The following is a 12,931-nucleotide window of genomic DNA, read 5'->3' as shown; positions in this document are numbered from 1 at the left end:
GGTTGCACACGTTCGTCAGGTTGACGTTGACCGCGAAGTCGGCGCCGTGGGTGAGCGCGCTGTCCGGGTCGCGGAGGCGGTTGGCGTCCCGCCCGCGGGCGCCGCGGGCCGGCCGGCCCGCCCACCCCCCCCGCGCGCTGTCAACAGCGCCCGGTGGAGCGGCTGTTGACAGCGCAGCGAGGATGGACATCGGGAGGTGGCGGCAGCTATGAGCAAGCGCAGCGAGCGAATCGTTGAAAGGCGCGTGTTGCGCGGAGCGGCTGCCGAGCGGAGCGAGGTGGACGCATGAGTGGCAAGGACTACGTGGAGAAGGACTACTACAAGGTCCTCGGCGTGCCCAAGGACGCCACCGCCGCCGAGATCAAGAAGACCTACCGCAAGCTCGCGCGCGAGTTCCACCCGGACGCCAACAAGGGCGACGCCAAGGCCGAGGACCGCTTCAAGGACATCTCCGAGGCCTACGACGTCCTGTCCGACGAGAAGCGCCGCAAGGAGTACGACGAGGCCCGCAGCCTCTTCGCCAACGGCGGCTTCCGGGCCGGCGGCCCCGGCCAGGGCAACGGCAGCTACAGCTTCGACTTCGGCGACCTCTTCAGCGGCAGCCAGAACACCGGCAGCGGCGGGCTCGGCGACGTCTTCGGCGGACTCTTCAACCGCAGCGGCGGCCGGCAGGCCCAGCCCCGGCGCGGCGCCGACGTCGAGACCGAGGTGACCCTCGCCTTCGACGAGGCCGTCGACGGTGCGACCGTCCCGCTGCGGATGACCAGCCAGGCCCCCTGCCGCACCTGCAACGGCACCGGCGCCAAGTCCGGCACCACCCCGCGGGTCTGCCCGACCTGCGTCGGCGCCGGCACCGTCAGCCGCGGCCAGGGCGCGTTCGCGCTCTCCGAGCCGTGCAAGGACTGCCGCGGGCGCGGCATGATCGTCGACGACCCGTGCGTCGACTGCCACGGCAGCGGCCGGGCCAGCTCCGCCCACACCATGCAGGTCCGCATCCCGGCCGGCGTCCAGGACGCCCAGCGCATCCGGCTCAAGGGCAAGGGCGCCCAGGGCGAACGCGGCGGACAGCCCGGCGACCTCTACGTCACCGTGCACGTCGACCCGCACCCCGTCTTCGGGCGCAAGGGGGACAACCTCACCGTCACCGTCCCCGTCACCTTCCCCGAAGCCACCCTCGGCGCCACCATCGAGGTGCCCACGCTGAACGGGCCGGCCGTGAAGCTGAAGCTGCCCCCCGGCAGCGCCAACGGCCTCACCATGCGCGCCCGCGGCAAGGGCGCCACCCGCAAGGACGGCACCCGCGGCGACCTCCTCGTCACCGTCGAGGTCGTGGTGCCGCGGCACATCACCGGGGACGCGCTGAACGCCCTGGAGCAGTACCGCGAGGCCACCGCCTCCGACGACCCGCGAGCCGCCCTGTTCCGGGCGGCGAAGGGAGCGTGACGACCAGATGATCCCCAACAGTCCCATCGGCCCCGGCATCGGTGAAGGCCTGCCCGGCGTCGGCGTCGGCGACGGCCTGCCGGGCGACGGCCGCCGCACCCGGCGGCCCACCGCCCCGCCGCAGTACGTCCTCACCGAGGACACCCCGGTGTACGTCATCTCCGTCGCCGCCGAGCTCTCCGGCCTGCACCCGCAGACCCTCCGCCAGTACGACCGCCTCGGTCTGGTCAGCCCCGACCGCACCGCCGGCCGGGGCCGCCGCTACTCCGCGCGCGACATCCAGCAGTTGCGCGAGGTCCAGCGGCTCTCCCAGGACGAGGGCATCAACCTGGCCGGCATCAAGCGGATCATCGAGCTGGAGAACCAGGTCACCGCGCTCCAGTCCCGCATCGGCGAACTGGTCGACTCCCTCGACGGCGCCACCAGCGCCCTCCAGCAGCGCGAGGCCGCCGTCCACGCCTCCTACCGCCGCGACCTCGTCCCCTACCAGCCGCCCACCCAGTCCAGCGCCCTGGTCGTCTGGCGCCCCAAGCGCTGAGACTTGGCTGAACACCTCCGGCCGCCGGCTCCCCTCCGCCCGGGGGGTGCCGGCGGCTTGATCGTGGTGAGAGAGTGCTGTCGAACAAATCTGGCCGCCCTCACCGATGCCACCCGATCTGGCATGCTGCACTGCGATTCCGGTATTGGTGCCCGGCAGGTAGTGCAGACACGGCCACGGCAAGGAGCCCGCAGATGAGTGGACGAGAACAGCCCGGTACCGCCGCGATTGGGCCCTCCGTCCTCTCGAAAGAAGCGCGGGAGCTGTATCTGGCGGTCATCCGCGAGAACGGGCGGTTTCCGAAGGACTCCGACCTCGCCAAGGCGGGCGGGGCCCAGGAGGAGTTGGTGGCGATAGGCCTTCTGGTCGCCGACACCGACGAACCCGGTGTCCTCGTCGCGGTCGACCCTCAGCAGCTGTCCGAGAGCCTCTCCGTGACCTGGCAGCGCCAGGCACTCGACCTGCTCACCCGCGCGTCGGCCCTCGCCACCGATCTCCACGACCTGACGGCCGCCTACCACTCACCGGAGCAGGCCGGCGGCGCGATCGAGTACGTGCGGGGAAAGGTGCTGATCAACCAGCGGGTGCAGCAGATCGTCGCCAGCGCCTCGGAGGAGATCCTCGCCGCCCAACCCGGCGGGCCGCGCCCGTCCGAGGCGCTCACCGGCATCCTCGCCCGCGACCTCGAAGCCCTCCGCCTGGGCATCACGCTCAGGACGATCTACCACCCGAGCACCCGGTACCACGCTCCCACCAGGGAGTACGTGGCCACGATAACCAAGGCCGGCGGACGGTTCCGGACGCTGGAGGAGCCCTACACGCGATTGATCGTCATCGATCGCCGAATCGCGGTCATCCCCATCGCCGAGGACCTCAATCTGGCCGCCTTCGTGCACGACCGGGCCGTCATCAGCTACCTGATCAGCGAGATCTTCGAGCGGAACTGGAGCCGGGCGCTGGACTTCGACGGCGCGCGCGCCGTTCCGCAGCAGGTGGTCTCCGGGATGCGGCAGACGATCATCGACCTCATGCTCGAAGGCGTGAACCACCGGGTGATCGCCCGCAGACTCGGCATCAGCGAACGGACGCTCGCGCGGCACCTGGCCGAGATGCGCGACGAGCACAATGTCGAGTCGCTGTTCCAACTCGGGTACGCATTGGCCCGGAACAGCATTCCGACCGACTCCGACAGCTATCACTGACCAAGCGTCGCGGCGGTCTCAGTTCCAGATCGTGTCATTGGCCAGCGCCATGGTCTGAGGCGCTGCCGCATCGTGGGAAACCCCGATGTTCCAGATCGTGTCGTCAGCCGGGCTCGAACCGCTCCCGATGAAAAGCGCCAGACCCACAACGACTGGAACCAGGACAAATCGCACCACCCGGCGTATCCGAGACATGGTGCCCCCTCTCTTTGTTTAAGACTTGGCGCGGGTACCCAGCCATTGTTTCGAACAACCTGCCACATAATGCCGCAAGCCCATGCCGGAAGCCAGGGGGCCTGCTACCCCAGTGCGTCATCTCTCTGCCAGGCATCGAGATGACACCACGGCTCTGTGGACGGTGGCGACGGTCGACAGAGACGATCAGTGCACTCCCCAACCCCTCTCGCGGGAGGGGGAAGACGGGGACACCACAAACAACATGTCCATGACTAGTTCGTTTCGACCACAACGAATGCACAGCAGCATTCCGATAGTCACCACCCAACGGGGCGATCGGCCTGGTTGGCACCTATCCCCGGAGTCGACAATGAGTGAGCCCTACCTGCGAGAGCACGCCGGACAGACCCCCGAGGGCCGGCGTGCGCGTGTGTTCCTGGCCGCGCCGCTGATGCGGCTGACCGGGCCCGCGGACAGTGTGGTGACGCTCGCCAGCCGGACGCGGCTGACGACGCTCCGCACCACCCTGCTCCGCAGCGGTGCCGCCGTGTACAGCGCGCACCACAGTGATGCCTGGACCGTCGCCGGGCAGGCGCCGGAGCCCCGGGTGCCGTCCGACTTCCGGGCCCTGCAGTCCGCGGACCTCGTGTTCGCCTACGTCGGGGCGCCGCTGTCGGCCGGGGTGAGCCTGGAGCTGGGGTGGGCGTCGGCGCTGCGGAAGCCGATCGTCCTCCTCGTCGACGAGGCCATCACGCACAACCCGCTGATCGCCACCATCGAGCAGGTCGCCCCCGTTCTGCCGCTGGTCTTCGACGACACCTGGTCGCAGGAGGCCCTCAACCACACCGTGGAGACCGCGCTCGACTGGGCCGGCATGGCGCTGTCCCTGCGCGAGGGCTTCTGGACCGCCCCCGGTGAGCAGTTCAACGTCCCCCGGCAGCAGCCCCCCGTCGTCGGCCGGGCCGGCTACTGGCCGACCAGCGCCGCCACCGGCTGACCAGCGCTCACCCATCGGGCTCCCCCGTCCGGGCTCCCCGCAGCTGCCAGCCCAGCTGGAACAGCGTCTCCGCGTCGTGCAGTTCGCGCAGCCGGGCGATGTGGCCGGCCACCGTCCGCTCGCTGAGACCGAGGCGGCCGGCGATGGCGCGCTGGGTGAGGCCCTGGGCGAGGAGCCGGCCGACCTGCTCGTGGGCCGTCGACTCGGGAGCGGACGCCTGGTCGGGGTTCCAGAGGAGGCGGCCGGAGCGGGCCCAGTCCCGTTCGAACACGGCCAGGAAATGGTCGACGGTCGCCGGATCCTCGATGAAGGTCGCGCTCCGGAGGTCGTCGGCGGACTGGAGCACGGCGATCCGGCGGTCGAAGATGTGCAGGTGGCGGAACGGCTCGGCCAGGACCCGGAAGCGGGCGCCCAGTTCGGTGCCGCGGGCGGTGTGGTCGGCGGTCGCCTGGTCCCGGACGGCGCCGGGTGCGTAGATCACCCGGATCCGGCCGCCCCGGCCGCAGAACCGGCCGATCCGTTCCAGGGCGTCCTCCAACTGGTGGGCGTGGCGGGGCCGGCCGGGCTGGGCGACGAGGATCTCCTGGCGGCAGTCCGCCTCCACCTCGGCGAATCGCCGGATGACCGCGCCGAGGCCCTGGACGTGATGCACCGTACCGGCGCGGTCGGTCGGGCGCGGGGCCGTGTCGTAGGCCTTGGTCAGGTCGTCGAGGGCCTGCGGGAGTTGCGCGGCCTGGACCAGTAGCCGGGTGCCTTCGGCCCGGAGCTCGGCACTGATCCGGTCGCCGACCGTACGCGGGTTGACGGCGGTGCAGACGTCGGATTCGGGCCGGGCGAGCAGCAGCCCGAGCGCGAGCAGGTGTTCCAGGGCCGGCCGGTCGGCGTCGGCCACCTCGGCCCGGTCGATCCAGCCGCCGTGCCGGAGGATGCGCAGGTACAGGTCGTGTGCGGCCTGGTCGGGCCGCCCGGTGCCGCGCCCGTGCATCACGGCACCCGCCTACGGGCGGCGTCGGCCGCCGACCGGAGCTGCCAGCCGAGCTGGAAGAGCGTCTCGGCGTCGTACAGTTCGCGCAGCCGGGCGATGTGACCGGCCACCGTCCGTTCGCTCAGGCCGAGGCGGGTGGCGATGGCACGCTGGGTGAGGCCCTGGGCGAGGAAACGGCCGACCTGGTCGGGCAGGGAGTCGGCCGGCTCGGGGGCTTCCGGGCCACGGGCCCAGCGGACCCGGGCGGCGCGCTGCCAGTCGCGTTCGAAGGCGTCGGCCATGAAGTCGACCACCACCGGGTCCTCGACGAAGGCCGCGCGGCTGTTGTCGGACGCGGCGGGGATGACGGCCACCTTCCGGTCGTAGATCAGGACCCGCCGGAACGGCTCGCCCAGCACCCGGTACCGGCAGCCGACCTCGGCGGCCGCGGCGGCGAAGGCTGCGGTCGCCGGGTCGGCGGCCGCCGCCGGCTCGTAGATGCCCCGGACGGTGCCGCCGCGCTCGGCGAGTCGCCGCATCCGGTCGAGGGCGTCCGGGAGCCCCTCGACGGGCCGGGCCCCGCCGGGCTGGGCGGCCAGCATCTCCTGCGAGCACTCGGCGTCGAGTTGGGCCAGGCGCAGGCGGATCTGTTCGAAGCCGTGCACGTACGTGACCTCGACGGAGCACTCGGGGTGGCGCGGCGTGACGTCGAAGGCCTGCGCCAACTCGGCGAACTGCTCGGGTGTTTCGTCCGCCCTGGCCAGCAATTCGCCACCCGTGGACCGCAGTTCGGACCCGATTCGGCCGATGACGACACGCGGGTTCACCGCGGCGTAGGCCGCGTCCTCGACCCTCGGGACGACCAGTCCGAGGTCGAGCAACCGCTCCAGGACCGGTTCGTCACCCGGAGGCAGGTCGGCCGCCCGGAGGATGCCGCCGTTGCCGACGACGGCGAGGTACAGCGCCCGGGCGGCGTCGTCGGGCAGCGGAGAGTCGGGCAGGGGGCAGGTCGACGGGTCGGTCATGGGGCTCCCCCCGGAGCTGCCGGCCGAGGTGGAAGAGGGTGTGGGCGGAGGGCAGGCCGGTCGGCGGGGGCGCGCTCGGCGGGGCCGGGTTCATCGGTCATCGCGGGCGCCTCTCATCAGCCAGCCGAGTTGGAAGAGGGTCTGGGCTCCGTGGCGGTCGCGGAGGCGGGAGATGTGGGCGGCGACGGTGCGTTCGCTGAGGCCGAGGCGGGTGGCGACGGCGCGCTGGGTGAGGCCGCGGGCGAGGAGGCGGCCGATCCGGTCGGGGACGGTGCGGGTGGGGCCGAGGGTGGCGGCGGTGTCGGCGGTTTCGGCGCGGGCCCAGTCGCGTTCGAAGGCGCCGACCAGGAAGGTGATGGCGGCCGGGTCGGTGATGAAGGCGGCGGTGCTGTTGTCGTCGTTGGCGGAGATCACGGCGACGGCGCGGTCGAAGACGAGCAGCCGCTGGAACGGCTCGTCGAGCACGCGGATGAGGGAGCCGTGCCGGGTGACCTCCTCGACGTAGGCGAGGGCGGGCGGGTCGGCGAGGGCGACGGGCTGGTAGATGGTGCGCAGGGAGCAGCCGCGCTGGAGCAGGTGGACGTCCTGGAGGAGGGCGACTTGCAGGGTGCCGGCGGGGCGGTGGCCGGGTTGGGCGGCGAGGACTTCGGAGCGGCAGTCGGAGGCGAGCTGGGAGATCCGCTGGCGGATGTGGACGTGGCCCTCGACGTGGACGGCGCCGCCGGCCCGGCCGGAGGGCCGGGGCATCGCGTCGTAGGCGCGGGTGAGGCGGTCGAGGGCGCCGGGGAGGTTCTCCGCACGGACCAGCAGCCGGGTCGCCTCGCTGCGGAGTTCGGCGCCCAGGCGGTCGGTGACGGAGCGTGGGCTGATGGCGGTGTAGCAGTGGTCCATCGGGTTGGCGATGAGCAGGCCGAGGTCGACGAGCTGCTGGAGCGCGGCCTGGTCGGCGTCCGGGGTGTCGGCGAACGGGATGCGTCCGCCCCGGGCGAGGATCGCCAGGTAGAACTGCCGGGCGGCCTCGTCGGGCTCCTCGCCCGGGGGCTGTCCGTGCTGCGGCGCGACCGCCGGTTCCACCGTCACGTCGCACACTCCCTGCCGGACGCTTCTCCCTCGTTGCCGCCGTCGCGCCGTCCGGCGCGGGGCTCGGCGGTCACGGTACCGGGCTGACGGCGGCCTCCGGGGTCCGGGTGCCGTCGCACTCCGGGGGGCCCGGGGGCCACCGTCGCTACGCCCATGCCCAGGCGCTTCCGTCGAGGCGGAGCAGCAACGCCTCGACGGCTCCGGTTCCGGGGGCCATCACCACACATGGCGCCCCGACCGGCGCTCTTCCCCCCCCCCGTTTCACGCGTGCGGGACGTTGCACCCGTGGTCAGTTTCGAAGAGCAAGTCGCCACCATCGGGCTGCGGTGCCCAGTCGGCCTGGCGTGACTCCACCCTCACAGTGTGACGGCCGGTGAACAAGTGTCGCCCGAGTGCAGGTTCGCGCAATTGCAGCTATCTGCACGGCGGGTGGGGCGGGCGGGGTCGAGCGGCGGGACGGGTTCCGGTAAAGGCCGAGGCCAGCGGGGCTCGCGGGGGGCACCCGCCCGTACGGTCGGTCGGCCGCGCGCGGTCGGGCAGCGGGTGCGGGTTCCTGCAACGGCGGCGTGCGGCGGGAATCGTCAGGCACGCGCCAGCAGCCGTCCGCGGGCGAGCCCGGCGGCGGTCCCGCCGGCGGCGAGCACCCAGGCGGTGGCCAGCAGCAGGTAGAGCCCGGTGGCGATCGCGGTGAAGCCGCCGAACCCGGTGTGCCGGGCGAGCGCGGAGGCGCCGGTGACGCAGGTGCCGATCGGGAAGGTGTACGCCCACCAGGTCATCGCGAACGGCATGCCGGCCCGGCGGGCGCGCAGGTTGGCGGTGAGCGCGACGGCCAGCCAGAGCATCGCGACGCCGAGCACCGCGACGCCGTACAGCTCGGCGAAGGGGAGCATGGCGGGGGCCAGCGCGGGCAGCACCGGGCGGGCGGCGTCGGCGAGTTGGTGGACGGCGGTGACGGACTGGCCGAGCGGGCCGAGCACCAGGAACAGCGAGGGGGTGAGCACCAGGGTGGGCAGCTTGCTGTGGAACAGCCCGGTGAAGACCACGGGCAGCAGCACCAGGGTGGCCAGCAGGCCGATCCCGAAGAGGGCCCAGCAGGCGTACAGCATGGTCTGCTGCGCCAGCCCGGCCGGCAGGTGCGGGATGAGGGCCGGGCCGGTGGCGGAGGCGACCAGCGGGGCGACCACCGGCAGCAGCCAGGTCGGGTTGGCCTCCAGGGCGGAGACCGGGTGCCGGGTGATCATCAGGTACGGGATGCCGCCGGCGACGGCCAGCGCGTACAGGGTGCCGACGCCCCACAGCACGGCGTCGACGGCGACCGCGGGGCCGGTGCCGATCACCCGGGAGCCGAGCAGCAGGGTGCCGAGGCCGACCGAGAGCAGGGCCATCGGCGGGCAGCCGTAGAAGACGGCGGTGGCCGGGTTGTCCAGCAGCTGGGTGCGGGCGGCCTCGCGGTGCCGGGTGAGGTGGACCAGCCGGGCCGCGCCCAGCACCAGCAGGGCCGCGAGTCCGAGCGCCCACATCACCTCGCCGAAGCCGATCAGCCCGGGCAGCCGCAGCGGCAGGACGGCCGCGCCGTTGCCCAGGATCGCGGTGCCCATGACGGCGGCGTACCAGTTGGGGCCGAGCTGGGCGAGGTCGAGGCGGGCACGCAGCGAGGAACGGGAGGGGCGGGTGAGCGGGCGGGCATCGGCCAAGGTGGACATGGTTCCACCGTGCCGCCCCGGGCCGGGCTCCGGTAGCGCCGCGGGCTCTATGAGGACATAGCCTGGACCTATGGCCCTCTCCCCCCGCGTCCCCGAGCTCGGCGCCCTGGAACTGCTGCTCGCGGTGGCCCGGCTGGGCAGCGTCGGGCGGGCCGCGGCCGAACTGGGCGTGAGCCAGCCGACCGCCAGCGCCCGGATCAAGGGCATGGAGCGGCAGATCGGCGTCCCGCTGCTGGAGCGCTCCCCCCGGGGCAGTCGGCCGACCGTGGCGGGGCGGCTGGTGGTCGAGTGGGCCGGGCACGTGGTGGAGGCGGCGCAGGCGCTGGACGCCGGGATCGACGCGCTGCGCGAGCGGCGGGACGCCAAGCTGCGGGTGGTCGCCAGCCTGACCGTCGCCGAGTACCTGATGCCGGGCTGGCTGCTGGCCCTGGCCGAGGCCAGTCCGGGCACGGCGGTGACGCTGCGGACGGCGAACTCGGCGGAGGTCGCCGGGCACGTGCTGGCCGGGGACGCCGACCTCGGCTTCGTCGAGGGCCCGTCCACCCCGCCCGGGCTGGCCGGCGCGGTGGTGGCGGCCGACCGGCTGGTGGTCGTGGTGGCGCCCGGCCACCCGTGGGCGCGCCGCCGGACGCCGCTGACCGGGCCGGAGCTGGCCGCCACCCCGCTGGTGCTGCGCGAGTCGGGCTCGGGCACCCGGGAGGTGCTGGAGATGGCGCTGGCGCCGTACGGGGGCGCGGTGCGGCCCCGGCTGGAGCTGGCCTCGTCCACCGCGCTGAAGGCGGCGGCGATGACCGGGGCCGGGCCGGTCTGCCTGAGCGAGCTGGCGGTGATGGAGGAGTTGGCCGTCCGGCGGCTGGTGGCCGTCCCGCTGGCCGAGGGGCTGGACCTGCGGCGGCCGCTGCGCGCGGTGTGGCCGGCCGGGCAGCGGCCGAGCGGGCCGGCCCGGGAGCTGCTGGGGCTGACCCGCCAGGTGCCCCGCGCGCAGCGGGTGGAACGCACGGAACGCGCGGAACGGGCGTAAAAACTTGAGCGGAATAGACTCAACTTAGTGCATGCTGTACGTAGCAGCATTGAAGGACGACGAGGGAGGACCCCCCAGCAGTGGACGCCAGCAAGTTCACCACCAAGACGCAGGACGCCCTGTCCGCCGCGATCCGGCAGGCGGGCGCGGCCGGGAACCCGGACGTCAAGCCGGTGCACATCCTGATCGCCCTGCTGGAGCAGCCCGAGGGCATCGCCCGGCCGCTGCTGGAGGCGGTCGGGGCGAACGTCACCCGGATCGACGCCGAGGCCCGCCGCCAGCTGACCGCCCTGCCCAGCGCGATGGGCTCGACGGTCGCCGCGCCGCAGCTCGCCCGGGACACCCTCGCGGTGCTCACCGAGGCCGGCAAGCGCGCCGACGACCTGGACGACCAGTACGTCTCCACCGAGCACCTGATGGTCGGCCTGGCCGCCGAGGGCGGGCCGGTCGCCGAACTGCTGGCGCAGCAGGGCGCGACGGCGAAGGACCTGCTCGCCGCGTTCAAGGACGTGCGCGGCAGCGGCCGGGTCACCTCTCCGGACCCTGAGGGCACCTACAAGGCACTGGAGAAGTACGGCACCGACCTGACCCAGGCCGCCCGGGACGGCAAGCTCGACCCGGTGATCGGCCGGGACCAGGAGATCCGCCGGGTCGTCCAGGTGCTCTCCCGCCGGACCAAGAACAACCCGGTGCTGATCGGCGAGCCGGGCGTCGGCAAGACCGCGGTGGTCGAGGGCCTGGCCCAGCGCATCGTCGCCGGCGACGTGCCGGAGTCGCTGCGCGGCAAGCGGCTGGTCTCGCTGGACCTCAGCGCGATGGTCGCGGGCGCCAAGTACCGCGGCGAGTTCGAGGAGCGGCTGAAGGCCGTCCTGAACGACATCAAGCAGAGCGACGGCCAGGTCGTCACCTTCATCGACGAGCTGCACACCATGGTCGGCGCGGGCGCCGGCGGCGACTCCGCGATGGACGCCGGCAACATGCTCAAGCCGATGCTGGCCCGCGGCGAGCTGCGGATGGTCGGCGCCACCACGCTGGACGAGTACCGCGAGCGGATCGAGAAGGACCCGGCCCTGGAGCGCCGCTTCCAGCAGGTACTGGTCGGCGAGCCCAGTGTGGAGGACTCGATCGCCATCCTGCGCGGCCTCAAGGGCCGCTACGAGGCGCACCACAAGGTGCAGATCGCGGACGCCGCGCTGGTCGCCGCGGCCACCCTGTCCAACCGCTACATCACCTCCCGCTTCCTGCCCGACAAGGCGATCGACCTGGTCGACGAGGCGGCCTCCCGGCTGCGGATGGAGATCGACTCCTCCCCGGTCGAGATCGACGAACTCCAGCGCTCCGTCGACCGGTTGAGGATGGAGGAGCTGGCCCTGGAGAAGGAGTCGGACGCCGCCTCGATCGACCGGCTGGCCCGACTGCGGCGCGATCTCGCCGACAAGAACGAGCAGTTGAGCGCCCTGACCGCGCGCTGGGAGCAGGAGAAGAAGAGCCTCAACCGGGTCGGCGAGCTCAAGGAGCGGCTGGACGACCTGAACGGCGCGCTCGAACGGGCCCAGCGCGACGGGGACTTCGAGCGGGCGTCGAAGCTGATGTACGCGGAGATCCCGGCCGCCGAGACGGAACTCACCGAGGCCCAGGAGCGGGCGGCCGACCAGGACGCCTCCGCCTCGATGGTGAAGGAGGAGGTCGGCCCGGACGACGTGGCCGACGTGGTCGCCTCCTGGACGGGCATCCCGGCCGGCCGACTGCTGGAGGGCGAGAGCGCCAAACTCCTGCGCATGGAGGAGGAGTTGGGCCAGCGCCTGATCGGCCAGGCGGAGGCCGTGCGAGCGGTCTCGGACGCGGTGCGCCGCACCCGTTCCGGCATCGCCGACCCGGACCGCCCGACCGGCTCGTTCCTCTTCCTCGGCCCGACCGGCGTCGGCAAGACCGAACTCGCCAAGGCCCTGGCCGACTTCCTCTTCGACGACGAGCGGGCCATGGTCCGGATCGACATGAGCGAGTACGGCGAGAAGCACTCCGTCTCCCGCCTGGTCGGCGCCCCGCCCGGGTACATCGGCTACGAGGAGGGCGGCCAGCTCACCGAGGCGGTCCGCCGCCGCCCGTACAGCGTGGTGCTGCTGGACGAGGTGGAGAAGGCCCACCCGGAGGTCTTCGACGTCCTGCTCCAGGTGCTGGACGACGGCCGGCTCACCGACGGCCAGGGCCGCACGGTGGACTTCCGCAACGCGATCCTGATCCTCACCTCCAACCTGGGCTCTCAGTACCTGGTCGACCCGGCCATCCCGGAGGACCGGAAGAAGGCCCTGGTGCTGGACTCCGTCCGGGCCGCGTTCAAGCCCGAGTTCCTCAACCGACTGGACGACATCGTGGTCTTCGACCCGCTGGGCACCGCCGAGCTGAGCCGGATCGTCGACCTCCAGGTGGCCCGCCTCGGCGACCGGCTGCGCGAGCGGCGGCTCACCCTGGACGTCTCCGAGGCCGCCCGCGACTGGCTGGCCCTCACCGGCTACGACCCGGCGTACGGCGCCCGCCCGCTGCGCCGGCTGGTCCAGTCCGCGATCGGCGACCAGTTGGCCCGGGCCATCCTGTCCGGCCAGGTGCACGACGGGGACACCGTCCTGGTCGAGCGGGACGAGGAGGGCGACCGCCTCACCGTCCGCAGCCGCGGACTGCTGGAGAAGTAGCACCACCAGACCGGGGGGGGGGGGGGGCGGCGGCGGCGGGGGGCGGTCACTACACCCCCCCCCCCCCACCAAGCAGAAGAGCCAGCGCGCGGCA

Annotated in this window: 11 protein-coding genes; 6 read left to right on the top strand and 5 right to left on the bottom strand. The window is 72.9% G+C overall.

The genetic code is table 11. The features are described 5' to 3' along the window. On the bottom strand, positions 1–190 hold a 190-nt coding region (locus tag ACFV6I_RS02665; RefSeq protein ID WP_380423342.1), incomplete at its 3' end, for a hypothetical protein. Positions 191–285: 95 nt separating this feature from the next. On the opposite strand from ACFV6I_RS02665, the gene dnaJ reads away from it, so the two are divergent. From dnaJ to ACFV6I_RS02645, 4 genes are all read left to right on the top strand, one after another. After that, entirely contained in the window at positions 286–1,443 is a 1,158-nt protein-coding gene (dnaJ, locus tag ACFV6I_RS02660) for a molecular chaperone DnaJ (protein ID WP_363368337.1), read from the top strand. Positions 1,444–1,450: 7 nt separating this feature from the next. Beyond that, positions 1,451–1,981 carry a heat shock protein transcriptional repressor HspR gene (locus tag ACFV6I_RS02655; RefSeq protein ID WP_380423341.1) on the top strand — a complete coding sequence of 177 codons (531 nt, stop codon included), beginning with the start codon at positions 1,451–1,453 and terminating at the stop codon, positions 1,979–1,981. Positions 1,982–2,175: 194 nt separating this feature from the next. Continuing rightward, positions 2,176–3,183 carry a helix-turn-helix domain-containing protein gene (locus ACFV6I_RS02650; protein ID WP_063348540.1) on the top strand — a complete coding sequence of 336 codons (1,008 nt, stop codon included), beginning with the start codon at positions 2,176–2,178 and terminating at the stop codon, positions 3,181–3,183. A 547-nt stretch (positions 3,184–3,730) separates the two neighbouring features. After that, complete coding sequence (locus ACFV6I_RS02645; protein WP_063348539.1) at positions 3,731–4,357, top strand: hypothetical protein; 627 nt, start codon at positions 3,731–3,733, stop codon at positions 4,355–4,357. 7 nt (positions 4,358–4,364) lie between these two features. Here the strand turns inward: ACFV6I_RS02645 and ACFV6I_RS02640 are convergent, their stop codons facing one another. From ACFV6I_RS02640 to ACFV6I_RS02625, 4 genes are all read right to left on the bottom strand, one after another. After that, entirely contained in the window at positions 4,365–5,342 is a 978-nt protein-coding gene (locus ACFV6I_RS02640) for a LuxR C-terminal-related transcriptional regulator (protein WP_063348538.1), read from the bottom strand. Beyond that, positions 5,342–6,346, bottom strand: coding sequence for a LuxR C-terminal-related transcriptional regulator (locus ACFV6I_RS02635; RefSeq protein ID WP_063348537.1), 1,005 nt, complete (start codon positions 6,344–6,346; stop codon positions 5,342–5,344). Before ACFV6I_RS02635 ends, ACFV6I_RS02640 begins: the two co-directional genes overlap by 1 nt. A gap of 90 nt (positions 6,347–6,436) precedes the next feature. Next, on the bottom strand, positions 6,437–7,426 hold the full coding sequence (locus tag ACFV6I_RS02630) for a LuxR C-terminal-related transcriptional regulator (protein WP_380423340.1): 990 nt from the start codon (positions 7,424–7,426) through the stop codon (positions 6,437–6,439). Between the two features lie 581 nt (positions 7,427–8,007). Further along, a complete protein-coding gene (locus ACFV6I_RS02625; RefSeq protein ID WP_063348535.1) occupies positions 8,008–9,129 on the bottom strand; it encodes a TDT family transporter in 1,122 nt (373 codons plus the stop codon). Positions 9,130–9,199: 70 nt separating this feature from the next. Here ACFV6I_RS02625 and ACFV6I_RS02620 point away from each other — a divergent pair, with 70 nt between their 5' ends. Next, positions 9,200–10,150: a LysR family transcriptional regulator gene (locus tag ACFV6I_RS02620; RefSeq protein ID WP_363368328.1), complete on the top strand. Its 951-nt coding sequence runs from the start codon at positions 9,200–9,202 to the stop codon at positions 10,148–10,150. Between the two features lie 80 nt (positions 10,151–10,230). Further along, entirely contained in the window at positions 10,231–12,837 is a 2,607-nt protein-coding gene (gene clpB / locus ACFV6I_RS02615; RefSeq protein WP_380423339.1) for an ATP-dependent chaperone ClpB, read from the top strand. The last annotated feature ends 94 nt before the right edge of the window (positions 12,838–12,931 follow it).

Origin of the sequence: Kitasatospora sp. NPDC059803 (genome assembly GCF_042732255.1) — a bacterium.
Classification (GTDB): domain Bacteria; phylum Actinomycetota; class Actinomycetes; order Streptomycetales; family Streptomycetaceae; genus Kitasatospora.
The sequence above is the reverse complement of the archived record's forward strand: the minus strand, read 5'-3'. Positions and strand labels throughout refer to the sequence as shown.

Excerpts from the sequence above, each read along its gene's own strand:
- ACFV6I_RS02620 (WP_363368328.1), top strand. The coding sequence starts at position 9,200 with ATGGCCCTCTCCCCCCGCGTCCCCGAGCTCGGCGCCCTGGAACTGCTG.
- ACFV6I_RS02635 (WP_063348537.1), bottom strand. The coding sequence starts at position 6,346 with ATGACCGACCCGTCGACCTGCCCCCTGCCCGACTCTCCGCTGCCCGAC.
- dnaJ (WP_363368337.1), top strand. The coding sequence starts at position 286 with ATGAGTGGCAAGGACTACGTGGAGAAGGACTACTACAAGGTCCTCGGC.
- ACFV6I_RS02640 (WP_063348538.1), bottom strand. The coding sequence starts at position 5,342 with ATGCACGGGCGCGGCACCGGGCGGCCCGACCAGGCCGCACACGACCTG.
- ACFV6I_RS02650 (WP_063348540.1), top strand. The coding sequence starts at position 2,176 with ATGAGTGGACGAGAACAGCCCGGTACCGCCGCGATTGGGCCCTCCGTC.
- ACFV6I_RS02625 (WP_063348535.1), bottom strand. The coding sequence starts at position 9,129 with ATGTCCACCTTGGCCGATGCCCGCCCGCTCACCCGCCCCTCCCGTTCC.
- ACFV6I_RS02645 (WP_063348539.1), top strand. The coding sequence starts at position 3,731 with ATGAGTGAGCCCTACCTGCGAGAGCACGCCGGACAGACCCCCGAGGGC.
- ACFV6I_RS02655 (WP_380423341.1), top strand. The coding sequence starts at position 1,451 with ATGATCCCCAACAGTCCCATCGGCCCCGGCATCGGTGAAGGCCTGCCC.